This window comes from Salinispora sp. CH2A1_6, from assembly GCF_056820975.1.
This window is the reverse complement of record NZ_JBXEDG010000001.1, coordinates 866676-891944: the sequence shown is the minus strand read 5'-3', so window position 1 is coordinate 891944 and position 25269 is coordinate 866676. Positions and strand designations below refer to the sequence as shown.

Here is a 25269-nt window from a genome sequence, read left to right as displayed (position 1 = left end):
CGCCGATCCGGCCGGATGGGGGCACCGGCCGTCGGGGCGGGGCACCGGCGGCGCACCGGGCACGGCGGGAATGGCCCGGACGGGTGGATGTGGTGGGATGTGAGCGATGACCGAGGAGACGAAGGACGAGCGGCTCAGCTACGAACAGGCCCGCGCCGAGTTGGCGTCGGTGGTCGAACGGCTGGAGGCCGGCGGCACCACGCTGGAGGAGTCACTGGCCCTCTGGGAACGCGGTGAGCAGCTGACCGGGGTCTGCCAGGCGTGGCTGGACGGCGCCCGAGCCCGCCTGGACGCCGCTCGACAAGAACCCACCGACTGACCCCGGCCCCGCCCCGCTGCCGGTTGGTCGGAGCCGATTCAGCCCAACGCCCCGGCCAGCTCCCGCAGCTCGGTGTCTCGGGCATCGCCGACCACGATCACTGTGCGGTTCGGTTCGAGAAGCACGAACGCCTGCTCGTTGCCACGGGCCGTGTACCGCTGCCAGGTGCGTCCCGCGAGGTCGGTCCGGCCCTGGGGCTGCCCCTGATCGGTCAGCTCGGTGGGGAGCAACCGCTCCGGCGGCACGCTGCTCTGCACGATCTGAGCCCCCCGCCCCTCCGGGGTCAGGTAGCCAAGGCGCAGAGTCGACCCGTCCTCCACGGTCCGGAAGTCGGCCCGGACGGTACGCCACCCCGCATCCAACCCCTCTGGCTGGCTGACCGGAAAGGCCGCCGCCGCCTGCGCCGAGTCCACCGCGGGTGCCGGGTCCACGACGGTTGCCTGGTCTCCCCCGAGAAAGCCGCGATAGAAGGCGAGCAGCAGGGCAATCGGGATCAGCAGCACGAGGAGCGAGATGGCCATGTCCTTCGGCGAACGCTCCGAACGGGTGGAGTCCGCCGCAGCAGGCGGTGCCGGCGACTCGCCGGCCTCCCTCGCGGCACTGGTCTGCCCCGCAGCACTGGTCTCCTCCGCGCCGCTGCTCTCCCCGACATCGTTACGCTCCCCGGCGCCGTTGGTCTCGGTCGGGCCGCTGACTGCCGCCGAGCCGGTGGCGGGTTCCACCAACGCCGGCTCCTCGGCCGTCGGGGGCACCGCCGGCTCCTCGGCGGTCGCGGGCGCGGCCGGGCCGGGGAGCGCCGGCTCAACCGGCGAGAGCTCCGGCGCGGTCTGATCGGCAGGGACGCGGTCGGCGGGCTGTGCGGGTTCCACCCCGCTATCTTCGCAGCCACCCGATCAGACGTGACCAAGCCATCACCGCCCCACCACCACGCAGTGTGGCCGATCATGTGAGGATCAGCGACAAAGCCGGCAGCGACCACGCCTGCCGGGCCACCCCGCACCGTCGCGAGGAGGAGCCGTCATGACGAACACCACGACGCGGACCCCACAGAATCTCGATCGCAACCTCGCCCTCGACCTGGTCCGGGTGACCGAGGCCGCGGCGATGGCCGCCGGCCGGTGGGTCGGCCGGGGCGACAAGGAGGGCGGCGACGGCGCCGCCGTCAACGCGATGCGCAAGTTGATCAACTCGATTCCGATGCGCGGGGTCGTGGTGATCGGCGAGGGCGAGAAGGACAATGCGCCGATGCTCTTCAACGGGGAAGAGGTCGGCGACGAGACCGGGCCAGAGGTTGACGTCGCAGTCGACCCGATCGACGGCACCACGCTGATGAGCAAGGGCATGCCGAACGCCCTGGCGGTACTGGCGGTCGCCGAGCGTGGAGCGATGTTCGACCCGAGTGCCGTGTTCTACATGGAGAAGCTCGCCGTCGGTCCGGCCTACGCCGACGTGGTGGACATCAACGCCGGCGTGGCCGAGAACGTACGCCGGATCGCGAAGGTCAAGGGCACCGACGCCTCCGAGGTGACGGTCTGTGTGCTGGACCGGCCCCGACACGACGGGCTGGTGGACCAGGTCCGCCGCACCGGCGCGGGGATCCGCTTCATCTCCGACGGGGACATCGCCGGCGCGATCGCCGCCGCCCGCGGCGAGTCCGACGTTGACGTGCTGATGGGCATCGGCGGCACCCCCGAGGGAATCACCGCGGCCTGCGCCCTGAAGTGCATGGGCGGCGCCCTTCAGGCCAAGCTCTGGCCGCGCGACGAACAGGAGCGGGAGAAGGCCATCGCCGCCGGCCACGATCTGGACCGGGTGCTCGGCACCGACGACCTCGTGACCGGTGACAACTGCTTCTTCGTCGCCACCGGGGTCACCTCCGGCGACCTGCTTCGCGGCGTCCGGTACAAGGCCGGCGGGGCCTACACGCAGTCGATCGTGATGCGCTCGAAGAGCGGCACGATTCGGGTCATCGACTCGTATCACCGGTTGGAGAAGCTGGCGCTGTACTCGGCGGTCGACTTCGACGGCCGCCCCCTCGCCGAGCAGGAGTAGGCAGTGCCGGGGGCGTTACACCGGCCGTCCCCGGCCCGCCGGCTGATCGGGGTGGTGCTCGCGACCGCTGCCGGAGTTGCCATCGCCGTGCAGTCCCGGATCAACGGCGAACTGGGCGTCCGCCTGGCCGACGGGGTCGCGGCGGCGGTCATCTCGTTCGGTCTGGGCCTGCTGGTGCTGCTGGTGCTGGTGCCGGCGACGCCCGGCGGGCGGCGCGGGCTGGCCGCCCTGCGCGCCGCGCTGACCGCCGGCACGCTGCGCCCGTGGCAGTGCCTCGGCGGACTCTGCGGGGCGTTCCTCGTGGCGACGCAGGGCCTCACGGTCGGCACCCTCGGCGTCGCCGTCTTCACCGTGGCGGTAGTCGCCGGCCAGTCCGCCAGCAGTCTCCTCGTGGACCGGGCCGGCATCGGCCCGAGCGGACGCCAGCCGGTTACCGGTCGACGCCTGTTCGGGGCGGTGCTCACCGTGCTCGCGGTCGGGCTGGCCGTCGGCGGGCGGCTCAACGATCCGACCGCGCTGACGCTGGCGGTGCTGCCGCTGCTCGCGGGGATCGCGGTGGCCTGGCAGCAGGCCGTCAACGGGCTGGTCGGCCGGGCGGCCGGCAGCCCGTTGACCGCGACGCTGGTCAATTTCACGGTGGGCATCGTCGCCCTGTTGGCGGTCTTCGCGGTCGACATCGCGATACGCGGGCTACCCGCCGGTTCACCACCGGCCGAGCCGTGGCTCTACCTGGGTGGGCCGATCGGGATCGCCTTCATCGCGATCGCCGCCGCTGTCGTCGAGTTCACCGGGGTCCTGCTCCTCGGCCTGGCCACGATCGCCGGCCAGGTGGTCGGCGCTGTCCTACTGGACGTGCTCCTACCGACCGCGGCTTCCCGCCCGGACGCCACCACCCTGCTCGGCGCGGCGCTGACCCTGGTCGCTGTCCTCATCGCCGCCCGGCGTTAGGAGCTGAGCTTCGCCGAGCTGGCATCGGGGTCCCGGCGCAGCGCGCCGAGGATCTCGGCGAGGGCTTCGTCCAGCGCGGTCGGCGCGATCCCGAGGGCCTGCTGACGGATTGACCAGGCCACCCAGCCAGAGCGCCGGGTAGGGCAGGCGGGTCAACCGCGGCGTGGGTGCGCCGGCCAGGGCCGCGGCGCGGGTGGCCAACTCCCGCAGACTGAGCGCCGGTCACCACCGGGTCAGGTCCCGTCGGAGGAGTGCCCGGGAAAGAGGTGCGCCGCCGGATCGAGTACCACGGCCGCGTTGTTCACCGCGGTCGCGGCCTCACCGAAGCCGGTGGCGATCAGGCGAACCTTGCCCGGGTACTCGGTGATGTCCCCGGCGGCGAAGACCCGCGGCAGGTTGGTCGCCATGGTGCTGTCAACCACGAGGTGCCGGCGGTCCAGGCGCAGGCCCCACTCCGCCAGGGGGCCGAGGTCAGCGGTGAAGCCGAGCGCCGCGACAACGGTGTCGACCGGCAACAACTCCGCCGCGCCGCCCCGGACCGTGATCTCGGCACCGGTCACCGCGCCGCCCCCGTGCAGCCCCGTCACCTCCGCGTTCACCACGACCCGCACCGGCAGGGCGCGCACCCGGGCGACGGTGGCGGCGTGCGCGCGGAACTTCTCCCGGCGATGCACGAGGGTCACCGAACGGGCCAGTGGCTGGAGGGTTGACGCCCAGTCGAAGGCGGAGTCCCCACCACCGACGATCAGCACGTCCTGACCGGTGAGCTCCGCCGGCTGCGGCACGAAGTAGATGATTCCGGTGCCGACGAAGCGCTCCGCGACCGGCAGCGGGCGGGGCGTGAAGCTGCCCAGCCCGCCAGTGATCACTACGGCGCCGCAGCGGAGCTGCTCACCCCCGGCCAGGCCGAGCACCGGCCGACCATCGGCGTAGGACAGCTTCTCCGCCCGCGTGCCGAGCAGGTAACGCGGGTCGAACGGGGCGGCCTGGACAACCAGGTTGGCCACCAGATCCCGGCCCTTGATGGACGGGAAGCCGGCGACATCGTGAATCAACTTCTCCGGGTACATCGCCGTGATCTGGCCACCGGGCTCGGGCAACGCGTCCACCACTGCCACCGAGAGCCCGCGGAAGCCGGCGTAGTACGCCGCGAAGAGGCCGGCGGGCCCGGCTCCGATCACCGCGACATCGACCTCGTGCATGGGCGTACCGTCGCTTTCCGCTCCCGGCTCAACCGACGCTGCCCCTGACGGTAGAGGGGCCGGAGCCGCCGGGCAAGGATGTCCGGCAGTCGGTCGTCGCCGCTCCGGTCAGCCGAAGATGCGGGTCGAGTCGGAGTAGTGCGAGCCACCCAGGCCCGGTTGACGCCGCCGGAAGACGATCGCGGCGACCACCCCGCCCACCAGCCCGAAGAGGTGCCCCTGCCAGGAGATCCGCTCGTCGGTGGGGAGGATGCCGACGAGTTGCCAGCCGTAGAGGAGGCCAACCAGGAGAACGACCGCGAAGTTCCACCAGCTGCGCTCGACGATGCCCCGGGTGAGCAGGATGCCCAGGTAGCCGAAGATGACGCCGCTCGCGCCGACCACGACGGAGTTCGGGGAACCGGTGAACCAGACGCCGAGCCCGCTGACCAAAATAATGATCAACGTGGACCAGAGGAAGCGACGCGCACCCGCCGCGAGCACGAAGGTGCCGAGCAGGATCAGCGGAATACTGTTGCTGTAGAGATGATCAAAGCCGTGGTGCAGGAACGGTGAGAAGAAGACGCCATCCAGGCCGTCGAGGCGCTGCGGGATGATGCCGGCCGCCGGGTCGAGCCCGAATGCCAGCCCCTGGTCAACGGCCTCGATGAGGAAGAGGAACGGCACCACCGCACACATGGCGACGAAGGCCCGGCCAATCGCGGCGTAGAACGCCTCGGTGCCGAACCGGTGCGCGTCACTGCCCTCCGGTAGCAGACTCACCCGTCAACAGCTATCAGGTAGCGGCGACAGCCGCCACCTGGGCCAGCGGTCAATGTCGGACCGATGACGACGGGGTGTGACCACGCACACCCCGTCGTCCGACGATCAGGACCAGCCCCCGCTCGAGCTCAGTACCAGCCCACGTCCTGCAGATAGGCCCAGGCCTTGCAGGGCGTTTGGTACCGACCCTCGATATAGCCGAGCCCCCACAGGATCTGGGTTTTCGGGTTCGTCTCCCAGTCGTCACCCTTCGAGGCCATCTTGCTACCGGGTAACGCCTGCGGAATTCCGTAGGCGCCGCTTGACGGGTTGCGGGCCTTGTGGTTCCAGCCACTCTCCTTGGTGAAGAGCTTGTCCAGACAGGGGAACTGATCGATTGCGAAGCCGGCGTTGAGCATCTCCGCGCAGCCGATCTGCCGGTTGCCGGTAAACTCCGCACACGAGTCCGGGATCGGGCCGTCGTACGGCTTCTCCGCTGCCGCCTCGGCCTCGGCCTTAGCCTTGGCGAACTCCGCCGCCGCCTCGCGGACAGTCTTCCGCGACGCCGCAGCGGCCTCTTCTCGGCGCTTCCGCTCCGCTGCCGCCTCGGCGAACGCGGCCTCGTGCAGCTTCTCGCGGTACTCGGTGGCCTGCTCCTTCATCGGGTGCACCTGCGGTGCGTACAGCGCAACCTGCTCGACTCCGGCGGCATCCGGCAGGCGCCGACCCTGATCCCGGTTGTCGCCCAGGTGGAAACCACCGACGACGCCCGCGGAGAGCAGCGCCACCGTGGCCGTCCGGGCGCCCAACCGGCTCCACAGCCGATTCACGAGACGGTCCCTTTCTTTCGGGGCACGGGCACGGCGCAGACCACACCTGGGTGGGGTGGGGTCACACCGCGAGCGCTCCGACCGCGCACGTCTCCCCGACAGCTCCGCCAACGGGGACGCAGGCAAACGGTCACCGGCGATCCGCCGGATGCGCGAGCACTCGGGGACACGATCGCGCACGATGGGGCGGATAGGAAACCATCAGCCCTAAATGTGATCTGCACCACTCTCCCTGGCGCAACCCCACAAACCCAGGGATCGACTCTCGATCACCGAGGGTCACGACCAGAGCCTGTCCACGCGGGCCAGAGCAGAGCACGCCCCCAAACCGGTCCATTTTTACCATGCAGCCCACCGCCTCGCCGCAGGTCAAACCACCGCTGCAGGGACGGCGGAGCGGCTACGCCGACCAGCCCCACCTCCACCAGCGGCAGGCCCGGTCACCCGCTTCGCCGAACCAGCGTGCCGGCCGGGTGCCGACCAGCGGCCGGAGCCACCGCCGAGTCAGCCGGATGTCGACCAGCGGCCGGAGCCACCGCCGAGCCGGTGTAGGTGGTTCCGGAGCGGGCCATCGGTGGCGCGCCGCGGTTACGAGCCGGATTCACCGGCGGCGGGCCGGCGAGCGCGGACGCGATCGCCGCCTGGGCGTCACGCCGACGCCGGTTCCAGGCGCCGCGGTCGCCGTCGAAGTAACCCTGCCGGTAGCCGAACCGGTAGCCGATCCGATAGCTGAGCTGACCGTGCAGGCGACCTGCGGCATAGCTGGTGGCGATCAGGACGCAGACGAGGAGCAGGGCGAGGAGTGGGCTCATCCGGCCACTCCGGACCGCGGACAGTGTGGACTCATCGTTCCTCCGGCTCAACCGGGGTGGGATCTACGACGAGTAGCTGGTCGAGGTCGGCTGTTCCGACCTGTTCGACCAACTCGACGCTGATCCGGCACCCGTCCAGGACAACCTCGGCCACCGACGAGCGGCGAATCTCACCACCCGCGTCGTAGACGCGGACGCTGAGTTCCGGACAACCGAGGTGGGTACGCCAGGCATGCCACTCCGCCCGATCCCCGACGCTGAGGGAGAGGTGACGCGAACCCCGGGCAAGGTAGAGGCGCCAGGGCGCGCTCAAACCGGTGGCTACCCCGGCGGCGATCAGGCCAAAGGCCTGCGCTCGGGTGGCGAGTTCGGTCACCAGGTCCCCCTCGTGCCGGAGATATCACGCATGAGAGCAAGCAGTCATCGTCTCCTGCACGGACACACGGTAGAGTGTCCCGCGAGCGTGACAGTATCAGCTTTTCGTCTGATTCCCCCCGACCGCATTCCCACCTATTCATCCCAGGTGAGGGCCAGGCAAGTAGCACCCACCCGGACAACGAAAAGCCGAGCGTATCGTCACATTCGCGTGACAACCGCGCGCCAGGAGACCACTCGAGGGCTCCGTGGCCGTACGGTCACCAGGTGACCGAGACGGCCAACGCACGGAAGATTGCCTTCGCCACCTTCGTCCGTCGCGCGCTCGACGAGGCCCGGGCCACCCGCGCCTGGAGCGGCACCGAGGTCTCCCGGCGCACCGGCGTCTCCCGGCAGACGATCAACCGATGGGTCCGGGGGGACTGGGCCAGCGACCCTGAGGCCGAACGCGTCGTGGCGTTCTGTGAAGGACTCGGGCTGGACCCGGCAACCGCCTTCACCACCCTGGGCTGGGACCGACGAAGCACCCCTCACCGAACCGAGACGGACCTGCCCCCGATGGATCCCGATGTCGAGGCACTGCTGCGTCGACTGGTTGACCCCGAGGTATCGGACGCGGAGAAGTTCCACATTCGAGAAACAATTCGTTATCTCGCATATCGTCCAACTCTCCCCGTAGCAGCACCAAATCGGGGCAAACAGGTTGGATGATCCTCAGATGGCGAAAGAACAGCAGGTCAGACTCATTCGTTTCGCTCCCGGGCCCGGATCGGCACGCTAGCGTCCGTACTCGTACTGCTTGGGCTCGTCGTCGGCGGGGGGACGGGAAGGCCGAACCCAGCCCTGCGGGACAGAAGGAGGGGTCTGTCCATGACCCTGAAATGGTTGGCAGTCGTGGTTGGCACCGTGTCCCTGACGCTGTGCGTGACCGGGAACGCGGTGACCCTGGCGGTCAACGGCGGGCAGCTTCCCCTGCTCGTCAACCTCGTCGCGCTCACCGCCGCCGGCACCGCCGTCGTCGTGGCCGTGTTCGCCGAACTCAACGACCGACTCAACGACCGAATCAGCGCGCTCACCGAGTTCCTGGTGGCGCGGCTCAACGAGATCGAATCCAGCACCGGGGACCGAAACTCCGGCTTCGTCGAGGGCTACCTGCTCAGTCACAGTCGGGAAGCCACCGTCATTCCCATCGGGCGTCGGGGACGGGAAGCCGCCGAACGCTGAACACCGCCACCAAAGCCGGTCACTCACCCGCCACCCGGCCCGGTGGCCGGGTACCTCACGGCCACGATTGAGCCGCTCCGAGCGGGGTACGCTGTCGCGCGTGCCGCCGTTGAATCTGGGCAAGCAGCCGCCGAAGACCCCGTTCACCGCCGACCTCGCCTGGCAGACAACCGCTGCCCGGGCTGCCGGCACCATCCTCTTCTTCGACTTCGACGGCACCCTCGCGCCGGTCCGGGACGACCCGACGGCGGTGCACCCCGCACCGAGGGTGCTCACCGCCATCGAGGCGCTCGCTCCCGTCGTCCGTCGGATCGCGATCGTCTCCGCCCGCCCGGTCGACTTCCTCCGCGAGCGCCTCGGTGATCTGGCCGGTGTTGACCTCTACGGCCTCTACGGGCTGGAGCACAGCCACTCCGGCGGTGAAACCGTCACCGAACCGGCGGCGCTGCCCTGGGTGCCAACCATGGCGGAGCTCGCCGACAAGGCCCGCACCGAGCTCCCTGCGGGCACCCTGGTGGAGTACAAACGGCTCTCGGTGGCACTGCACTGGCGGACCGCCCCGCAGCTCGGCCCGGCGGTAACCCAATGGGGTCGCGCCCAGGCCGAGCAGCTCGGCCTCCGGGTCCAGGCCGGACGGATGGTCCTGGAGCTGAAGCCTCCCGTCGACCGGGACAAGGGCATGGTCATCGACGAGGTGGTGCGGGATGCGGAGGCCGCCTGGTACTTCGGCGACGACGTATCGGACATCAAGGCCTTTGCGGCGCTGCGCGCCCGTGCCGCCGCCGACCCGCACTTCTTCGGCGTCTGCGTCGCCGTCGCCAACCCGGAGACCGGCGAGGAGGTTGCCGCCGCCGCGGACCTGACCATCGACTCGCCCGCAGAGCTCGGCGACTTCCTCACCGCCGCCGCACGCCGACTGGCCTGACTCCCACGCTCCGACGCAGCAGGCGGCCGGAGCGCACCTCGCCCCCGGTGGGGTGACCCGCCGACGACCATGTGCCCGGCCGCCCCGGGGCGGCCGAGGCCGTGCCAGGGCGATCAGATGCCGAAACGGCGCTGACGGGTGGCGTAGGAGCGCAGCGCGCGGAGAAAGTCAACCCGGCGGAAGTCCGGCCAGTTCAACTCGCAGAAATAGAACTCCGAGTGGACGGACTGCCAGAGCAGGAAACCGGACATGCGCTGTTCGCCGCTGGTCCGGATGATCAGATCGGGGTCCGGCACCCCCCGGGTGTAGAGGTGATCGGTGATGTGCTCGACATCGAACGTCTCGGCCAGCTGCTCGATGCTGGTGCCGGCCTTCGCGTGCTCGTGCAGGAACGATCGCACCGCGTCGGCGATCTCGCGCCGACCGCCGTAGCCCACGGCGATGTTGACCTGTGCGCCGCCGACCCGGTCCCGGGTCCGCTCCACCGCTGCCTTGAGCGCCGCCGCGTGCTGCGCCGGCAGCACGTCGAGCGCCCCGACCAGCCGCAGCCGCCAGGGGTTGGCCTCCTCGGCCAGCTCGCTCGTCAGGTCCTCGATGATCTGCAACAACGGATCAAGCTGAGCGGCCGGGCGGGTAAGGTTGTCGGTGGAGAGCAGCCAGAGCGTCACGTGCCCGACGCCGGCCGCGTCACACCACCGCAGCAGCTCCTTGATCCGCTCGGCGCCGACCCGGTGGCCGTCGTTGGGGTCAACAAACCCCATCTCCCGCGCCCACCTGCGGTTACCGTCGCACATCACACCGACATGCTGAGGCACCGGCTTGCCCGCCAGCTTGGCCGAGAGCCGGCGTTCGTACACCGAGTAGACAACGTCCCGCAGAGTCATCACCTGCCAGGGTAGCGACCGGAACGACGCCTCACGGCTCGGGATGCCGATCCCCGCTGGCCAGGCGACGCCCGATCATGGCCAACGTCCGGATGTCCAACCGGCCGTCGCCGAGCCCCAACTCCACCACCGCCCGGTACACCTGCTCATCCCGGTTGGCCGCCCACACCGCCGCGTCAACCACCGACCGCCGCCGGGCGAGCCAGGCCGCAACCGAGCTGTGCCGCAGATGACCACCGAGTCGACGACGAAGCGCCGCGGTGTAGCGCCGAGCGGCCTGCTCCGGCGTACGACTCGCCGCGGTGCCGGCGAGCGCTCCGGAGAGCAGTGCGTAGAAGATCCCCTCCCCGGTGAACGGGTTGATCAACGAGAGCGCGTCGCCGGCCAGCACCGCCCGAGCTCGCCCCGACACTGGCCGGTGGGTGGAGAGCGGCAGGTGATGGGCCCGCAGGGCGGTAACCGCCGCCGGATCGACTCCGGGTAGCAACGCTGGAATCCGCGCAAGGAGGTGTTCCCGGGTGAGCGGCTCGCCGCGAAGCACCTCCCCGTACCCGACGTTCGCCCGTCCGTCGCCGATCGGGAAGGACCAGGCGTATGCCGGCCAGCGGGCGGCTGACGTGACGATGAGCTGCTCTGGTGGGCCGGACGACGCGGGGGCGTAACCCCGGATCGCCAGGGCCAGATGGCGGTCGGGGTTCGGGGGGTGCCCCAGCGCCCGGCGTACGACGGAGCCCGCACCGTCGGCACCCACCACGGCCCGCCCGGCGATCCACCCGTCGAGCACGACCCGGTCCGCCCGCACCTCGACCCGACGTACCACGTGCTGGCGCAGCTGGGCGCCGGCCGCGACCGCCGCCGCGACCAACCGAGCATCGAAGACGGTTCGGGGCACCGTGTACGCGGGGCGGGGCAGCGCCCGCGCCACCGCCGGACCGCCCGGGGCGACCAGGCGAAGCGCGGGCAGCGGGGCGTATCCGGCTACCGGGTCGGGTACCCCCAGCCCGGCCAGGACATCCAGCGCATGCGCGGCGATCCCGTCCCCGCAGGCCTTGTCCCGGGGGAAGTTGGCCCGATCCAGCAGGAGCACTCGGGCTCCCGTCCGGCGGGCGGCGATGGCGGCGGCCGAACCCGCCGGCCCCGCCCCCACCACCACGACATCGAACTCGTCGCCCCCGTCGGCCGGCCCGGTCGCCACGTCGCGCCCCCTCTCCGCCGCCGACCTACTGCTCTCGGCGGCCGTTGCAGGGATCATCCACCGCCTGCGGCGCCGGCCCAGCCACTTCCGCTACTTCCGCTACTTCTGCGGCTCCGCGTCGAGCCGAGCACGCAGCGCGTCCAGCTCGGCCCAGAGGACACCGGGCAGTTTGTCCCCGAACTTCTCAAACCACTCGGTAACCAACGGCAGTTCGGCCTGCCACTCGTTCACGTCGACCTTCAGCGCGATCCGAATGTCTTCGGAGGTCATGTCCAGACCCTCAACATCCAGCGCGTCCTCGGCGGGAACCATGCCGATCGGGGTCTCCACGGCGTCGGCCCGGCCCTCGAGCCGCTCGACGATCCACTTCAAGACCCGGGAGTTCTCGCCGAACCCCGGCCAGAGGAAGCTGCCCTCGGCGTCCTTACGGAACCAGTTGACGTAGTAGACGCTCGGCAGCTTCGACTCGTCACCGTCGGCGCCCTTGCCCATCTCGATCCAGTGCCGGAAGTAGTCACCGGCGTGGTAACCGATGAAGGGCAGCATCGCCATCGGGTCCCGGCGCACGACGCCGACCGCCCCCGAGGCCGCGGCGGTGGTCTCCGAGGAGAGCGTGGCACCCAGGTAGACGCCGTGCACCCAGTCCCGCGCCTCGGTGACCAGCGGAACGGTGTCCCGCCGCCGCCCCCCGAAGAGGATCGCGTCGATCGGTACGCCGTTGGGGTCGTAGTAGTCCTCGGCAAGGATCGGGCACTGGGTGATCGGGGTGCAGAACCGGCTGTTGGCGTGTGAGGAGAGGTGCTCGCTCTCCGGCGTCCAGTCGTTGCCCTTCCAGTCGATCAGGTGCGTCGGGGGCTCGCCCATGCCTTCCCACCAGATGTCACCGTCGTCGGTGAGGGCCACGTTGGTGAAGATGGAGTTGCCGCGGTCCAACGTCCGCATCGCATTGGCGTTGGTCTTCCAGTCGGTCCCGGGGGCGACCCCGAAGAGGCCGTACTCCGGGTTGACCGCGTAGAGGCGTCCGTCCGGGCCGAACCGCATCCAGGCGATGTCGTCCCCGATGGTCTCGACCTTCCAGCCCGGAATGGTCGGCTCCAGCATGGCGAGGTTGGTCTTGCCGCAGGCCGACGGGAAGGCCCCGGCGATGTGGTAGACCTTCCCCTCCGGAGAGGTAATCTTGAGAATCAACATGTGCTCGGCGAGCCAGCCCTCGTCCCGCCCCATGACACTGGCAATCCGCAGCGAGTAGCACTTCTTGCCGAGCAGCGAGTTGCCGCCGTAACCGGAGCCGTAGGACCAGATCTCCCGGGTCTCCGGGAAGTGCGAGATGTACTTCGTCTCGTTGCACGGCCAGGACACGTCCTGCTGACCCGGCGCGAGGGGCGCGCCGATCGAGTGCAGGGCGTGCACGAAGTCCGCGTCGTCGCCCATCGCCTCCAGGATCTTCGCACCCATCCGGGTCATGATCCGCATCGAGGCGACCACGTACGGACTATCCGTGATCTCGATGCCGAACATCGGCTTCTCAGCCTCAACCGGGCCCATGCAGAAGGGGATGACGTACATGGTGCGACCGCGCATGCAGCCGCGGTACAGCTCCGTCATCGTCCGCTTCATCTCGGCGGGCGCCATCCAGTTGTTGGTCGGACCGGCGTCTGCCTCGTCCACCGAGCAGATGAAGGTGCGCTCCTCGACCCGCGCCACATCCGTCGGGTCGGTCCGCGCGTAGAACGAGTTGGGCTTCTTCTCCGGATTGAGTCGGACCAGGGTGCCGGCCTCGACGAGTTCGTCGGTGAGACGACGCCACTCTTCTTCTGACCCGTCGGCCCAGACCACACGGTCCGGGGTGGTCAGTTCCGCGATCTCACGGACCCAGGCAAGCAGTTTGGGGTGGGATGTCGGGGCCTGATCGATACCCCGAACAGTCGCCGGAGCAACCATGACACATCTCCTTGTGGTCGACGCTGACCGGTCTATGGGATGCACGAGGCTTGACGGCGCGGTGCGTCGCCTACGTGAAACCTGGGATTGGCCTCAGCGTAAACCGGCTTGCGCCACCAGTCAGTGGGACTGGTTGTGAAGAACTGCACAAGGTACGGCCCAGCTGCGGCATCGCGAGCTAATACCCGCTTTCACGCGCAGTTTCACGCAAATCCAGTGACGAAACATCTGGCCCGTCGTCGTCCGGTACGCCCGGTGATCCGGCCCCGCTTGGGCGGATCGCCCGGGAGACCCCGCGGCACACGGTTACGTTCCGCTCAGCACCACTGCCCGGGATCAGCCATGCCGGCCGGTGCTACCCGTGCCGCGGGCCCGCACCCGGTACGCTCGCTCGGTGGCAGCGACGATGGCCGGGGAGCCCGGCTCCCGGCGGACTCGGCCAGGTCTCATCCACTCCCTGCTGGACCGGTTCGGTCACCTCGTCCACGAGTTGAGCAAGTTCGCCACTGTGGGCGGCGTCGCCTTCCTCGTTGACTTCGCCCTGTTCAACTTCCTGACCTCGGTGCAGGAGGTCGAGCAGGTGACCGCGAAGACCATCTCCACGGTGGTGGCGGCGACCTTCGCCTTCCTCGGCAACCGGTTCTGGACGTGGCGGCACCGTCGGGGCGGCAACCCGGCCCGCGAGTACGCGCTCTTCTTCATCTTCAACACGGTGGGCCTTGGTATCACCGTGGCGGTCCTGGCGATCAGCCGCTACGGCCTGGGCCAGATCTGGCCGGAGGTCTTCCAGACCCCGCTGGCGGACAACATCGCCAGCTATCTCGTCGGCACCGGGCTGGCGACCCTCTTCCGGTTCTGGTCCTATCGACGGTTCGTCTTCGTACCAGCGGGAACTCCTGCCGCACCGAAAGCGAAGCACGACCGATACCGGGCGTGACCTGGCGCCCATCTCGCCAGGCCGGGACGGTCCCGGCCCAGTCCACTCGCCTAAGGTGTTCCGCATGCGTCTTGTCCGTCTCCTGCCCGAGCGCTGGCAGAAGTTCGTCCACGAGGCGCTGAAGTTCGGCATCGTCGGGGGCGTCAACACCGTCATCAATTACGCGGTGTTCAACGCCCTTGCACTCACTGTCTTCCAGGGCGGCGCGCTGAAGGCGACGGTCGTCGCCACCATCACGGCGACGATCACGTCGTACCTGATGAATCGCCACTGGACGTACCGCGATCGCCCGAAAACAGCGGTTCAGCGCGAGTATGTCCTTTTCTTCCTCTTTAACGGCGCAGGGCTCCTCATCGAACTGGGCGTGCTGGCCGCGGCCAAATACGGCCTCGGCGTGACCAGCCTGCTCGCTCTCAACCTCGCCAAGACGATGGGTATCGTGCTGGCGACGCTGTTCCGGTTCTGGTCCTACCGGACGTTCGTCTTCCAGCCGGCGCCAGCGCCGGCCGCGAACAACTGGCACAGCATCCCCCGCGACGAGTGGGACACGATGGCCGAGATGGACCCGGTCGCCGAGCTGGCGGAGTCGGTCTCCGAGCTGGAGGAAAGCGCCCCGCCACCGGGCACCCACCAACCGCACCGCACACCGGTCCAAGGCCTGACCATCCCGCTGGACGCCCGCCTCGACCTGGACCGGGAGCTGGCAGCCGAGCTCGCTGCGGAACTCCAGGCGAGCACTCGCCGATCTCGTCGCGCCTGACCGGGCCCGTCACCCCTGACCACCGGCTCCGGAGCCGGTGCGCGCCGGCCCACCCACCCCACGACGAACCCACTCAGCCCGGTTCCCGTAGCGGCTTGCCGTCCTGGACCTCGGTCAGCGCCTCCCGAAGCTCGTCGCCGGACGGCTGTCGGTCGTACTGCGCCTCCACCAGCTCGTAGAGGGTGGTCTGCACCCGCCCCACCTGCGGCACATCGCCCAACACCGACCGCCCCCGCTCCCCGGCGGAATCGATGGTCAGGGTGCCGCAGCCGAACAGCCGCTCACTGAAGCGCTGCTGCATCGCATGGTCGGTCACCCGGGTAAGCGGAATGTCCCGGCGGTCGCGGGAGAGCACACCCTGCTGGATGAGCACCCGCTCGTCGGTGAACAGGTAGTGGGTCGCCCGCCAGACCAGCACCGGCCAGAGCGCGAACCAGAGCACCCCCACCAGCGCCAACCCGCCGAGCAGCACCAACAGCACCGCCCGACCGGCCCCACCGGGAGCCAGCACCAGGACCGCCGCCACCACCGCGACGGCGAGAACCGTCACCGCGACCGGCCGGACCAGGGCCTTCCAGTGCGGATGCAGGTGCAGCACGACGTGCTCGTCCTCGGTGAGCACGTCCTCAGGAAACGCCACGGATACCTCCAGCGCAGATCGGACGCGCAGACCGTAACCGCTCACCCGACCACAGGGCATCAGCCGCGCGGGCCGGACGACGATGGACACCGCCGAGCCAGCCCCGCCGGGTCAGCAGTGGCCGTTCAGCGCAGGTGCAGAATGTCGCCGGCGGAGAGGTGCCGGGTGGCTTCCGGGGTCGCCACCACCAGCTGGCCGTCGGCGTCAACGCCGGTCGCCGTACCGGTCAGCTCGCCACCATCCGGCAGCAGCACCCGGACCGGACGGTCCACGGTGGCACAGACGGCCAGGTACGCCGCTCGCAGGCCGCTCGCCACCGCATCACCGTCCGCAGCCCGCCAACGCCCATACCAGTCACCCAGCGACCGGAGCAGCGCCCGCAGCAACGGATCCCGGTCGGTCGCCGCCGCACCGACCAACTGCAACGAGGTTGCCGGCAGACCGGTCGGGTTCGCCGGCAACTCGTCAGCACGAACAGTCACGTTCAGACCGATACCGAGAACGATCGCGGGGGGCGCAGCCACGCCCGCCACCGGCACCCCCTCGGCCAGGATCCCGCCGCACTTCGCCGCACCGACAAGCAGATCGTTCGGCCACTTCAGGGTGGCCTCCAGCTCGGCCAGCCGGGTCACCGCCTCCACCAACGCCACTCCGGCGAGCAGCGGCAGCCACCCGTACGCCGACGGTGGTACCGCTGCCCAGCCCCGCTCGGCCACCGCCTCCCCCGGCCGAAGCAAGACGCTGGTCGCGATGCCCGCCCGAGCCGGCGACTGCCAGTCGCGGCCCCGCCGGCCCCGCCCCGCACGCTGCCGCTCCGCGACCAGTACCAGGCCCTCCGGCTCCCCGGAGCGGGCGTAGTCGGCCACGTCCGCGTTGGTCGAACCGGTCTCGGCGAGAAGCTCCAGCCGGGCCCACGGACCATGCGGCGCGACCAACGCGCGGCGCAGCCGCACCACCGACAACGGCGGGCGATCCAGATCGGTGTACGGGGAACCCAGCATCCCGCCAGCCTACGACCCTCCCGATGACCGGTGGTGAGGCGCACTGCACAGCGGCACCGAGCTGAACCATCGTTATATTCCCTTGGTGACTACCGAGACCGGGACCAACATCCACAGCACCGCGGGCAAGCTGGCGGACCTGGAGCGTCGGATCGACGAGGCGGTGCACGCCGGATCGGCACGCGCCGTGGACAAACAGCACGCACGGGGCAAGAAGACCGCACGGGAGCGGATCGAGCTCCTCCTCGACCCCGATTCCTTCGTCGAACTGGACGAGCTGGCCCGACACCGGTCCACCAACTTCGGGCTGGCGAAGACCCGCCCCTACGGCGACGGCGTCATCACCGGCTACGGGACCATCGACGGCCGCCAGGTCTGCGTCTTCGCGCAGGACTTCACGGTCTTCGGCGGCTCCCTCGGCGAGGTCTTCGGCGAGAAGATCGTCAAGGTGATGGACCTGGCCATGAAGATCGGGTGCCCGGTCATCGGGATCAACGACTCCGGCGGTGCCCGCATCCAGGAGGGTGTCGCCTCGCTCGGCCTCTACGGCGAGATCTTCTTCCGCAATGTACGGGCCAGTGGCGTCATCCCACAGATCTCGCTCATTCTCGGCCCGTGCGCGGGCGGCGCCGTCTACTCGCCGGCGGTCACCGACTTCACCGTCATGGTGGACCACACCTCGCACATGTTCATCACCGGCCCGGACGTGATCAAGACCGTCACCGGTGAGGACGTCGCCATGGAGGAGCTGGGCGGCGCCCGTACCCACAACTCGCGTAGCGGCAACGCGCACTACCTCGCCACCGACGAGGAGGACGCGATCGAGTACGTCAAGGCGCTGCTGTCGTACCTGCCGTCGAACAACCTGGACGAGCCGGTCACGTACCCGGTCGACCCGGACCTCGAGATCAGTGACGAGGACCGGGAGCTGGACACCCTCATCCCGGACTCGGCGAACCAGCCATACGACATGCACCAGGTCATTGAGCACGTCCTCGACGAGGGCGAGTTCCTCGAGGTGCAACCGCTGTACGCACAGAACCTGATCGTCGGCTACGGCCGGGTCGAGGGCCGGCCGGTCGGCGTGGTCGCGAACCAGCCCATGCACTTCGCCGGCACGTTGGACATCGCCGCGTCGGAGAAGGCCGCGCGCTTCGTCCGCACCTGCGACGCGTTCAACATTCCGGTAATCACCTTCGTGGACGTACCCGGTTTCCTCCCCGGCACCAGCCAGGAGTGGGAGGGCATCATCCGCCGGGGCGCGAAGCTCATCTACGCCTACGCCGAGGCCACCGTCGGAAAGGTCACCGTCATCACCCGCAAGGCGTACGGCGGCGCGTACGACGTCATGGGCTCCAAGCACCTCGGCGCTGACCTGAACTTCGCCTGGCCGACCGCCCAGATCGCAGTGATGGGGGCGCAGGGGGCGGTCAACATCCTGCACCGGCAGGAGCTGGCCGGCGCCACCAATCCGGCGGCGCGGCGTGCTGAGCTGATCACGGAATACGAGGACACCCTCGCCAATCCGTACATCGCCGCCGAGCGCGGGTACATCGACTCGGTCATCCCGCCGCACGAAACCCGGGCACAGATCGTCCGCGCACTGCGAGTGCTGCGCACCAAGCGCGAAACCCTTCCCCCGAAGAAGCACGGCAACATCCCGCTGTAGGTGTGCGGTCAGCGTGGCTCGCAGGGCGGGTTGGCAGCGATGCACATTCGACGGGCTGCCACGTCGGCGAGGCGGACCAGTTCCGTCTCGCCGGCCATGCTGGCGAAGAGCACCGTAACCAGGTCACCGACGCGCAGCACGACCCGCAGCTCCGGTGAGTTCACCACGGTCTGCAGCTCGCCCGTCGCGGGATTGGGGAGCAGGGCGGACGAGTGCCGTAGCAGCAGCGACTCGTCACCGGCGAAGCCCACCCGCGGAGTGTCCCAGCGGTGCACCGCCTGCAGGTTGACCCCCCTGCCTTCGTAGTCGGCCGTCCAGACCTCCCCCTGCTGGGGGCAGGCAACAATCGTCTGCCGGACCTCGGTGAAGAAGCGGGCCGCGGCATCGTCGCGGAACCGGTACAGATCCTGCACGACCAGGACGTCCCCGAGTCGGTCGGGTCCGCCGGCCGACCACCGCAGCAACGTCTGCGACCGGCTCATCCAGGCCTCCGCCCTCGAACCCAAACCACATCGGTCGCGCCCGAGGCCCAACGTGACGTTCCCGCCCGCAGCGGCCTCCTTGAGGTGCAGTTCGGTGCGCACCACCAGGTCCGACTGTTGGATGAAGAGCTCGGGCGGGAGGTCGGAGCGCATCGTCGCGACCAGCCCGGCAGTCGACGCCGGAGCGCTGCCCACCGCAGCCTGCACCGGTGCCGAAGTGGACGGTTGGTATCCCGAGGGACGGTTGACCACCGCGATGATGGCCACCGCCAGGGTCCCCACCAGGACTCCCCCCGCCAACAGGACGGTCCGCCGGCTTCGACGGCGGGCCCGAGCACGGAGCTCCGCCGCCTCCGGCCAACGGATGTCGCGCAGGGCACGTTGCATGGACTCGACGGCGCTCAGCTCGTCACGCATCGACGGCCTCCTCCAGATCAACGACGGCGAGCAGCCCGGCGAGAGCCGCCCGCCCCCGAGCCAGCCGGGCCTTGACGGTGCCTACCGGGGCGTTGGTCTCCCGGGCGACCTCGACGACGGGCATTCCCACCAGGTAGTAGAGCGCGATCGCGATGCGCTGCTCCTCGGGTAGTCGGCGCAGCGCGGCGACCACCGCCACCGTGTCGGTGCTCGGTGCGGGGACGCTCCCGACGGCACCGTGCCGCAGGTACGCCCGAGCACGACTGCGTAGGCTGCGCCAGCGACTGACCGCGACCCGGCTCGCCACCACCCGTACCCATGCCTCCGGGTCGTCGTACCCGCTCACGTTTGACCAGCGCTGCCAGGCCCGGATATACGCCTCCTGCACCGCATCCTGAGCCTCGGTGAGATCACCGGTGAGCACGTACACGAAGCCGAGCAGCCGCTGCCGACTCCCCCGGTAGAACTCGTCGAACCCCTCGATATCCGGCACCTGGCTACCTCCCGTGGCGGTCGCAGAGGACACGCGCCAGCGCCGGCTCCAGGTTGCCGGAAGGCCGCGGCTTTTCTGCCCCGACCGGGCCATCCCGGGCTGACCGGCTCAACCGGTCAGCCCGTACCCGGTCAGGGCCGGGCCGGCCAACAACGCCGCGCCAAACCCCAGCACGACCAGGTTGACCAGGGCGAACACCGTGACCCAGAAGAACGCGGGGAAGGGGGTGATGCCGGCGAGTTGGTCGGCGTCGGAGGCGGGCATCCGGCCGCGGGCGCGTAGCCGTTGCAGCTCGACCACCGGGCGGACACCGCCGAGCAGCAGGAACCACACTCCGGTGTATGCGAACGCCGCCTGCACCTGCGGTGCGGCGTACCAGGAGACGACGAGTACAAGCCCCCCGGTAACCACCAGCGACAGCACTCCGAAGACGTTGCGGATCAGGACCAGCATGGCCAGCAGCAGTGCGACGGCGATCCACAACAGCAGGGTGATCCGGTTTCCACCGAGGATCCCGGCGCCGGCGAGCCCGACCAGCGGTGGAGCCAGGTAGCCGGCGAGCAGGGTGATCACCATGCCGGGACCGGTGGGACGGCCGGCGGAGAGGGTGAGCCCGGAGGTGTCCGAGTGCAGCCGAATGCCGTGCAGGCGACGGCCGGTGAGCAGGGCGGCCAGGGCGTGCCCGCCCTCGTGGGCGATGGTCACCGCGTTGCGGGCGACCCGCCAGGGTCGACCGGTGCTGACCACCACCAGCGCCCCCACCCCGGTCAGCAGCACCAACAACGGAGGCGGGTCCGGTTGCGCGCCGAGCAGTGTGTCCCAGATACCGGTCAGACCGTCGATCGACACCATGGGCGGGGAGCCTACCGCCCTCGTCCCCGCCGGCTCCCGGCCCGATCTGGCCGCCGGCGGCCGCGCGGGACGAGATCAGCTACGTACTGGCACAAACCCGGCGGCGATGATCGCAAAGACTGGCTCGTTCGCCGCCCAGTCGTTCTCCGGGCAGTCCCAGCGGATCGCGTACCCCTTGTCGGGCGCGGTCACGAAGCCACGATTACGGACGTGCAGCCGACGTCCGTAATCGTCATCGAAGATCCACTCCCAGTCGGCGGCCTCATCCCAGTAGTCCACTGAAACAATCTTGACGTGCTGGTAGCCACGGTAGTTGCCGCGTCGGGCGGCCTCCTGCTTACGCCAGTCGGCCTCGGCATCGTCCAATGGCGTCGTCGTCTGGTCGATGAGCAGGGCCCGTCCCTGGCCATCGGAGAACCGGACCCGATAGTCCTCCGGCCCCCGACCCCACTTTCGGCGATAGTCCAGGTCGAACCCCGGCGGCACCGGCACCACGAATCCCGTGGCGTCCTGGTGTAGTTTCCAGCCGGCCGGCAGGGCCGCGCCCGCCGTGCCGCTCGGCGTCGGGCTGCCGCTGGTCGGCGGAGAGCTGGCGCTGGCCGGCGGAGGACTCGTTGACGCCGCGGCGCTCGGAGCCGAGCTGGCCGGAGCCGCGGTGGGCCCGGCACCGGTCGCGACGGCACCCGGATCCGCTCCGTCGTCCTCGGTGGCGAGCCGGGGATAGGCCACCACGAGACCGAGCAGGAGCAGGACAACCACGGCACCGATGAACACATTGCGACGGGTGGCGTAGCGCTTCGTACCGGTGGGCCCGCCGGGCGAGGGCACCGCCGATGTCAGGGCAGCCGACGGCCCACCCAGCTTCGCTGTCGGGTCGGCATCGACTCGGTCCACCGGAGGGTCAACCGGTGCGGTCGGACCGGTGCCGGTCACCTTCGCGGTGGGGGCGGCATCGGCCGACGGCGCGACCGCCGGTGGCGACGGTGGGGATGCCGGTGGCGGCGGCGCGGATGCCGGTGCGGCCGGCACCGGGGATTCGGGAAGCTTCGGCGCCGGTCGCGGCGCCGGCACAGCTGCGGGCGTCCGCCCCTCGCGACGGTTCGGCCCAGGCCGGCGCACCCCGGACAGCAGCGGGATGAGCTGCGAACGTTTGCCGCCGGCTCGGCGCAGTAGCCGCTCCGCCACCTCGGCGGTGATCCGTTCGGTCGGATCCTTGCACAGCAGGCCGTTGAGCACCGGGCGCAGCGGGCCGGCGTTCTTCGGCGGCGGCGGCGGCTCGGTCGCCAGCGCCGCGAGGGTCGCGATCGCCGAGGAACGCGCGTACGGCGACTTACCCTCAACCGCCGCATACAGAGTCGCGCCCAGCGACCAGAGATCCGCCTCCGGCCCCGCGGTGCCATCCAGCGCCCGCTCGGGTGCGATGTAGGCGGGAGAACCGAGCACCATGCCGGTGCGGGTGACATTCGGGTCACCCGGAACAGTGGCAAGCCCGAAGTCGGTCAACACCACCCGCCCGTCCTCAGCGAGCAGCACGTTGCCCGGCTTGACATCACGGTGCATCACACCCGCCCTGTGCGCCGCCCGCAGCGCACCAAGCACCCCAAGACCAATCTGCACCGCCTGAGCCGACGACACCGGCCCCTGCTCAGCAAGCGTGCCCTGGAGGGACTTCGACGCCACGTACTCCATCACAATCCACGGATCACCATCGGTACGCAACACATCAAAGATACGAACGACGTTGACGTGATTGAGACGAGCGATCGCCCGCGCCTCACGCAGCGAACGCTCCCGCATCTCACGACGCTCCTCATCGGTAAGACTGGGCGGCGGAACCAACTCCTTGATCGCCACAGTCCGATGCAGCACCTCGTCTTGCGCCTTCCACACCCGACCCATGCCACCCTGGCCGATCGGCGACAAAAGCCGGTACCGGCCAGCGACAAGTTCCGAAGGTGCGTTCGACATCGCCTGAAACGGTACCCGGCGGCAGCGGCGGCAACTCGGGCGGCACGCCACCGCACAACGAAGATCCAAACTCCAGGCGTACGCTGACGCCATGTCTGCCGAGGAGCCACTGTTCCGCGTCGTTCACGGCACGCCGACCGCTGAGGAGCTGGCCGCCCTGGTGGGCGCGATCGTCGTTCACCCCCGGCCGGCGGCACCCCCCGCCCCACCTACGGTTTCCGTCTGGGCACGCGGCGCCCGCCCCGCCAGTAGCGGCCACACCGTCGGCCCGGACGCCTGGCGCGCCTCCGGCCTGCCCCGCTGACGACGACTTCCGCCCCACACCGGGTTATCCGGTCCGCACCGAGGATCCCGGTGCCGGCGAGCCCACCCCCGGCTCACCACCCGATCTAGTCGCCCCCGGCCGTCGAACGCGCCGGAGCCTCGGCGGGCACGGCGCCGGGCAGGACGGCATCCGGACCTGCTCCGTCGTCGTCCGGGATGCGCCGGGGATAGGCCATCACGGCACCGAGCAGGAGCAGACCCGCCACGGCACCGATCATCGGTTCGGTGGCGAGTAGCCACCCGGAGAACAGCACGGCACCGAGCAGGAGCAGACCCGCCACGGCACTGAACAGCCGTCTGCGGCGGGTGGAGTAGCGCTGCGCACCGGCACCGGGCGCGGCTGGCGGGGGCACGGGCAATGCCGGGACACCCGACTCACCGGCCTTCACCGTCGGCCCGGCGTCTGCTCGGGCCGCCGGAGGGCCGACCGGCGCGGCCGGGCGGGCGTTGGCCGAGGGTGGGTTGGCCGGGCGGGCGTTGGCCGGCATCGCTGTCGAGGGGGCGCCGGCTCGGCGCAGTAGCCGCTCCGCCACCTCGGCGGTGATCCGTTCGGTCGGATCCTTGCACAGCAGGCCGTTGAGCACCGGGCGCAGCGGGCCGGCGTTCTTCGGCGGCGGCGGCGGCTCGGTCGCCAGCGCCGCGAGGGTCGCGATCGCCGAGGAACGCGCGTACGGCGACTTACCCTCAACCGCCGCATACAGAGTCGCGCCCAGCGACCAGAGATCCGCCTCCGGCCCCGCGGTGCCATCCAGCGCCCGCTCGGGTGCGATGTAGGCGGGAGAACCGAGCACCATGCCGGTGCGGGTGACATTCGGGTCACCCGGAACAGTGGCAAGCCCGAAGTCGGTCAACACCACCCGCCCGTCCTCAGCGAGCAGCACGTTGCCCGGCTTGACATCACGGTGCATCACACCCGCCCTGTGCGCCGCCCGCAGCGCACCAAGCACCCCAAGACCAATCTGCACCGCCTGAGCCGACGACACCGGCCCCTGCTCAGCAAGCGTGCCCTGGAGGGACTTCGACGCCACGTACTCCATCACAATCCACGGATCACCATCGGTACGCAACACATCAAAGATACGAACGACGTTGACGTGATTGAGACGAGCGATCGCCCGCGCCTCACGCAGCGAACGCTCCCGCATCTCACGACGCTCCTCATCGGTAAGACTGGGCGGCGGAACCAACTCCTTGATCGCCACAGTCCGATGCAGCACCTCGTCTTGCGCCTTCCACACCCGACCCATGCCACCCTGGCCGATCGGCGACAAAAGCCGGTACCGGCCAGCGACAAGTTCCGAAGGTGCGTTCGACATCGCCTGAAACGGTACCCGGCGCCGGAAACAGCCGGTCGGGTGGCACGCCACCGCCCACCGCAGATCCGCGCCACGGTAGCGCCCAGAGCCGGTGGGGCTGACTGTCGGTTCCCGCGTCCACGATTCACGTTGACGCGAGCGGTTGACTCCACTATGAGGTGCGCCCACCCTAGGCTTCTCATCCGAAATGCACTTATTCAAGACTGCAACTCCCATCCCGCACCCGCTACCCTCACTCATGGAAACGGCGCGGTGACAGAAAGGGAGGGACGATGGTCGAGGAGGGTGAGGGTCGTCCAGCGGCCCAGTCTCCGAGCCTCAGCGGCGTGGTGGAGATACCTGAGGAGCACCAGGCGAAGCTCCACCAGGAGCGTTCCTACAAGCCCGGGGCGGCAGGCCCGAAGTCGAGTCTTCCCGCGCCCCTTTCACCCCCGTCGCCACCGTCGCCTGGAGCCACCTCCACGCCAACGCCGGCCCCGTCGAAGACCCGGACCACTCCGGCGCTCAGCACCGGCACGAGCCCGGGATCGGGCTGCCCCTCCCCCACCGACGGCCCGCCACGCCGGCCCCGCGGCGGAGTGATCGGCGGTGGCGGCGCGGGCACCGCACCCACCGGCGGAGCCGGTTCTCGCCCGAGGGGCGGCAAGGGCTTCCCCGGCGATCCCACCATCCCGCCCTTCGGGGCCGCAGCGGGGTCCTCGGTGCCGACTGGCCGCCCGGGGGGCCCGACACACCACCTCAACTCCGAGGAGACGGCGCGCACCTGGGATCCCGACCAGCGGGGGGAGACAGTCCAGGGGGTGAGTCCGACGCTCCGCCCGCCGAAGGACGGGCCGACCGACCCCGCCATCGACTGCACCGATTGACGTTGCTGACCACGCAGCCGGGTCCCGTCGCGGTGATCCCACTGGCCAGGGCCACAGCGTCCCAAGCACCGGGACGAAGCGGGTAACGTCTGCGTC

The 25269-nt window shown here is 70.0% G+C and carries 27 protein-coding genes and 2 pseudogenes; 12 read left to right on the top strand and 17 right to left on the bottom strand.

All coding sequences use genetic code 11. The features are described from left to right. Nucleotides 1-106 precede the first annotated feature (106 nt). Nucleotides 107-319 carry an exodeoxyribonuclease VII small subunit gene (locus AC1UKG_RS04270; protein WP_018721170.1) on the top strand — a complete coding sequence of 71 codons (213 nt, stop codon included), beginning with the start codon at nt 107-109 and terminating at the stop codon, nt 317-319. Nucleotides 320-357: 38 nt separating this feature from the next. Here the strand turns inward: AC1UKG_RS04270 and AC1UKG_RS04265 are convergent, their stop codons facing one another. After that, entirely contained in the window at nt 358-1188 is an 831-nt protein-coding gene (locus tag AC1UKG_RS04265) for a DUF4245 domain-containing protein (protein WP_018742016.1), read from the bottom strand. Between the two features lie 151 nt (nt 1189-1339). On the opposite strand from AC1UKG_RS04265, the gene glpX reads away from it, so the two are divergent. Then, nucleotides 1340-2371 (top strand): class II fructose-bisphosphatase, encoded by a 1032-nt coding sequence (glpX, locus tag AC1UKG_RS04260; protein ID WP_018742015.1) that lies wholly within the window; start codon nt 1340-1342, stop codon nt 2369-2371. A 3-nt stretch (nt 2372-2374) separates the two neighbouring features. After that, on the top strand, nt 2375-3319 hold the full coding sequence (locus AC1UKG_RS04255) for a DMT family transporter (RefSeq protein WP_018742014.1): 945 nt from the start codon (nt 2375-2377) through the stop codon (nt 3317-3319). Here the strand turns inward: AC1UKG_RS04255 and AC1UKG_RS04250 are convergent. From AC1UKG_RS04250 to AC1UKG_RS04225, 6 genes are all read right to left on the bottom strand, one after another. Next, a complete protein-coding gene (locus AC1UKG_RS04250) occupies nt 3316-3441 on the bottom strand; it encodes a hypothetical protein (protein ID WP_018814541.1) in 126 nt (41 codons plus the stop codon). The genes AC1UKG_RS04255 and AC1UKG_RS04250 overlap by 4 nt on opposite strands. 111 nt (nt 3442-3552) lie before the next feature. Beyond that, complete coding sequence (locus AC1UKG_RS04245) at nt 3553-4521, bottom strand: NAD(P)/FAD-dependent oxidoreductase (RefSeq protein ID WP_018742013.1); 969 nt, start codon at nt 4519-4521, stop codon at nt 3553-3555. A gap of 108 nt (nt 4522-4629) precedes the next feature. Then, complete coding sequence (locus AC1UKG_RS04240) at nt 4630-5283, bottom strand: rhomboid family intramembrane serine protease (RefSeq protein WP_018742012.1); 654 nt, start codon at nt 5281-5283, stop codon at nt 4630-4632. 128 nt (nt 5284-5411) lie between these two features. Next, nucleotides 5412-6092 carry an aggregation-promoting factor C-terminal-like domain-containing protein gene (locus AC1UKG_RS04235; protein WP_482641829.1) on the bottom strand — a complete coding sequence of 227 codons (681 nt, stop codon included), beginning with the start codon at nt 6090-6092 and terminating at the stop codon, nt 5412-5414. 440 nt (nt 6093-6532) lie between these two features. Beyond that, a complete protein-coding gene (locus AC1UKG_RS04230; RefSeq protein ID WP_018742010.1) occupies nt 6533-6904 on the bottom strand; it encodes a hypothetical protein in 372 nt (123 codons plus the stop codon). Nucleotides 6905-6935: 31 nt separating this feature from the next. Further along, a complete protein-coding gene (locus tag AC1UKG_RS04225) occupies nt 6936-7280 on the bottom strand; it encodes a hypothetical protein (protein ID WP_018742009.1) in 345 nt (114 codons plus the stop codon). 266 nt (nt 7281-7546) lie between these two features. On the opposite strand from AC1UKG_RS04225, the gene AC1UKG_RS04220 reads away from it, so the two are divergent. The 3 genes from AC1UKG_RS04220 (at nt 7547) to otsB (ending at nt 9428) form a co-directional block, all read left to right on the top strand. Further along, on the top strand, nt 7547-7990 hold the full coding sequence (locus AC1UKG_RS04220) for a helix-turn-helix domain-containing protein (protein WP_018742008.1): 444 nt from the start codon (nt 7547-7549) through the stop codon (nt 7988-7990). A 159-nt stretch (nt 7991-8149) separates the two neighbouring features. Beyond that, nucleotides 8150-8503: a hypothetical protein gene (locus AC1UKG_RS04215; protein WP_018742007.1), complete on the top strand. Its 354-nt coding sequence runs from the start codon at nt 8150-8152 to the stop codon at nt 8501-8503. A 100-nt stretch (nt 8504-8603) separates the two neighbouring features. Beyond that, on the top strand, nt 8604-9428 hold the full coding sequence (gene otsB / locus AC1UKG_RS04210; protein ID WP_018742006.1) for a trehalose-phosphatase: 825 nt from the start codon (nt 8604-8606) through the stop codon (nt 9426-9428). 113 nt (nt 9429-9541) lie between these two features. Here otsB and AC1UKG_RS04205 read toward each other — a convergent pair whose 3' ends face one another. Genes AC1UKG_RS04205 through AC1UKG_RS04195 form a run of 3 tightly spaced genes read right to left on the bottom strand, consistent with a single transcriptional unit; the run spans nt 9542 to nt 13448 of the window. Further along, entirely contained in the window at nt 9542-10312 is a 771-nt protein-coding gene (locus tag AC1UKG_RS04205) for an isoprenyl transferase (protein ID WP_018742005.1), read from the bottom strand. A gap of 31 nt (nt 10313-10343) precedes the next feature. Continuing rightward, the gene (locus AC1UKG_RS04200) at nt 10344-11564 is read right to left on the bottom strand and encodes a geranylgeranyl reductase family protein (RefSeq protein ID WP_482641830.1); all 1221 of its coding nucleotides are present in this window, start codon (nt 11562-11564) and stop codon (nt 10344-10346) included. A 42-nt stretch (nt 11565-11606) separates the two neighbouring features. Then, entirely contained in the window at nt 11607-13448 is a 1842-nt protein-coding gene (locus tag AC1UKG_RS04195) for a phosphoenolpyruvate carboxykinase (GTP) (protein WP_018742003.1), read from the bottom strand. A gap of 135 nt (nt 13449-13583) precedes the next feature. Between AC1UKG_RS04195 and AC1UKG_RS04190 the strand changes: the two are divergent. From AC1UKG_RS04190 to AC1UKG_RS04180, 3 genes and pseudogenes are all read left to right on the top strand, one after another. Continuing rightward, nucleotides 13584-13668 (top strand): annotated as a pseudogene (locus AC1UKG_RS04190) (GtrA family protein); the annotation flags it as partial. Between the two features lie 141 nt (nt 13669-13809). Continuing rightward, complete coding sequence (locus tag AC1UKG_RS04185) at nt 13810-14385, top strand: GtrA family protein (RefSeq protein WP_018814537.1); 576 nt, start codon at nt 13810-13812, stop codon at nt 14383-14385. A gap of 64 nt (nt 14386-14449) precedes the next feature. After that, nucleotides 14450-15145: a GtrA family protein gene (locus tag AC1UKG_RS04180; RefSeq protein WP_018742001.1), complete on the top strand. Its 696-nt coding sequence runs from the start codon at nt 14450-14452 to the stop codon at nt 15143-15145. A 73-nt stretch (nt 15146-15218) separates the two neighbouring features. Here AC1UKG_RS04180 and AC1UKG_RS04175 read toward each other — a convergent pair whose 3' ends face one another. Both AC1UKG_RS04175 and AC1UKG_RS04170 read right to left on the bottom strand, forming a co-directional pair. Next, a complete protein-coding gene (locus tag AC1UKG_RS04175) occupies nt 15219-15785 on the bottom strand; it encodes a PH domain-containing protein (RefSeq protein WP_026271499.1) in 567 nt (188 codons plus the stop codon). Between the two features lie 125 nt (nt 15786-15910). Next, nucleotides 15911-16786, bottom strand: a complete 876-nt coding sequence (locus AC1UKG_RS04170) for a biotin--[acetyl-CoA-carboxylase] ligase (RefSeq protein ID WP_018741999.1) — start codon at nt 16784-16786, stop codon at nt 15911-15913. An 85-nt stretch (nt 16787-16871) separates the two neighbouring features. Here AC1UKG_RS04170 and AC1UKG_RS04165 point away from each other — a divergent pair, with 85 nt between their 5' ends. Continuing rightward, nucleotides 16872-18455, top strand: a complete 1584-nt coding sequence (locus AC1UKG_RS04165) for an acyl-CoA carboxylase subunit beta (protein ID WP_482641831.1) — start codon at nt 16872-16874, stop codon at nt 18453-18455. Nucleotides 18456-18463: 8 nt separating this feature from the next. Here the strand turns inward: AC1UKG_RS04165 and AC1UKG_RS04160 are convergent, their stop codons facing one another. From AC1UKG_RS04160 to AC1UKG_RS04145, 4 genes are all read right to left on the bottom strand, one after another. Next, nucleotides 18464-19354 (bottom strand): hypothetical protein, encoded by an 891-nt coding sequence (locus AC1UKG_RS04160; RefSeq protein ID WP_018814536.1) that lies wholly within the window; start codon nt 19352-19354, stop codon nt 18464-18466. Beyond that, on the bottom strand, nt 19347-19847 hold the full coding sequence (locus tag AC1UKG_RS04155; RefSeq protein WP_018741996.1) for a sigma factor-like helix-turn-helix DNA-binding protein: 501 nt from the start codon (nt 19845-19847) through the stop codon (nt 19347-19349). Before AC1UKG_RS04155 ends, AC1UKG_RS04160 begins: the two co-directional genes overlap by 8 nt. 108 nt (nt 19848-19955) lie before the next feature. Next, complete coding sequence (locus AC1UKG_RS04150) at nt 19956-20699, bottom strand: M50 family metallopeptidase (RefSeq protein ID WP_018741995.1); 744 nt, start codon at nt 20697-20699, stop codon at nt 19956-19958. 75 nt (nt 20700-20774) lie between these two features. Next, nucleotides 20775-22667 carry a serine/threonine-protein kinase gene (locus AC1UKG_RS04145; RefSeq protein ID WP_029122721.1) on the bottom strand — a complete coding sequence of 631 codons (1893 nt, stop codon included), beginning with the start codon at nt 22665-22667 and terminating at the stop codon, nt 20775-20777. A gap of 91 nt (nt 22668-22758) precedes the next feature. Here AC1UKG_RS04145 and AC1UKG_RS04140 point away from each other — a divergent pair, with 91 nt between their 5' ends. After that, nucleotides 22759-22971, top strand: coding sequence for an acyl-CoA carboxylase epsilon subunit (locus tag AC1UKG_RS04140; RefSeq protein WP_475888806.1), 213 nt, complete (start codon nt 22759-22761; stop codon nt 22969-22971). Between the two features lie 97 nt (nt 22972-23068). On the opposite strand, the pseudogene AC1UKG_RS04135 reads toward AC1UKG_RS04140, so the two are convergent. After that, nucleotides 23069-24307, bottom strand: a pseudogene (locus AC1UKG_RS04135) (serine/threonine-protein kinase); the annotation flags it as partial. 272 nt (nt 24308-24579) lie between these two features. On the opposite strand from AC1UKG_RS04135, the gene AC1UKG_RS04130 reads away from it, so the two are divergent. Further along, a complete protein-coding gene (locus tag AC1UKG_RS04130; protein WP_155244453.1) occupies nt 24580-25173 on the top strand; it encodes a hypothetical protein in 594 nt (197 codons plus the stop codon). Nucleotides 25174-25269: the final 96 nt, after the last annotated feature.

Coding starts and splice junctions, on each gene's coding strand:
- AC1UKG_RS04270 (WP_018721170.1), top strand. CDS start 107: ATGACCGAGGAGACGAAGGACGAGCGGCTCAGCTACGAACAGGCCCGC.
- glpX (WP_018742015.1), top strand. CDS start 1,340: ATGACGAACACCACGACGCGGACCCCACAGAATCTCGATCGCAACCTC.
- AC1UKG_RS04245 (WP_018742013.1), bottom strand. CDS start 4,521: ATGCACGAGGTCGATGTCGCGGTGATCGGAGCCGGGCCCGCCGGCCTC.
- AC1UKG_RS04230 (WP_018742010.1), bottom strand. CDS start 6,904: ATGAGCCCACTCCTCGCCCTGCTCCTCGTCTGCGTCCTGATCGCCACC.
- AC1UKG_RS04215 (WP_018742007.1), top strand. CDS start 8,150: ATGACCCTGAAATGGTTGGCAGTCGTGGTTGGCACCGTGTCCCTGACG.
- AC1UKG_RS04205 (WP_018742005.1), bottom strand. CDS start 10,312: ATGACTCTGCGGGACGTTGTCTACTCGGTGTACGAACGCCGGCTCTCG.
- AC1UKG_RS04200 (WP_482641830.1), bottom strand. CDS start 11,564: ATGATCCCTGCAACGGCCGCCGAGAGCAGTAGGTCGGCGGCGGAGAGG.
- AC1UKG_RS04195 (WP_018742003.1), bottom strand. CDS start 13,448: ATGGTTGCTCCGGCGACTGTTCGGGGTATCGATCAGGCCCCGACATCC.
- AC1UKG_RS04180 (WP_018742001.1), top strand. CDS start 14,450: ATGCGTCTTGTCCGTCTCCTGCCCGAGCGCTGGCAGAAGTTCGTCCAC.
- AC1UKG_RS04170 (WP_018741999.1), bottom strand. CDS start 16,786: ATGCTGGGTTCCCCGTACACCGATCTGGATCGCCCGCCGTTGTCGGTG.
- AC1UKG_RS04160 (WP_018814536.1), bottom strand. CDS start 19,354: ATGCGTGACGAGCTGAGCGCCGTCGAGTCCATGCAACGTGCCCTGCGC.
- AC1UKG_RS04150 (WP_018741995.1), bottom strand. CDS start 20,699: ATGGTGTCGATCGACGGTCTGACCGGTATCTGGGACACACTGCTCGGC.
- AC1UKG_RS04145 (WP_029122721.1), bottom strand. CDS start 22,667: ATGTCGAACGCACCTTCGGAACTTGTCGCTGGCCGGTACCGGCTTTTG.
- AC1UKG_RS04140 (WP_475888806.1), top strand. CDS start 22,759: ATGTCTGCCGAGGAGCCACTGTTCCGCGTCGTTCACGGCACGCCGACC.
- AC1UKG_RS04130 (WP_155244453.1), top strand. CDS start 24,580: ATGGTCGAGGAGGGTGAGGGTCGTCCAGCGGCCCAGTCTCCGAGCCTC.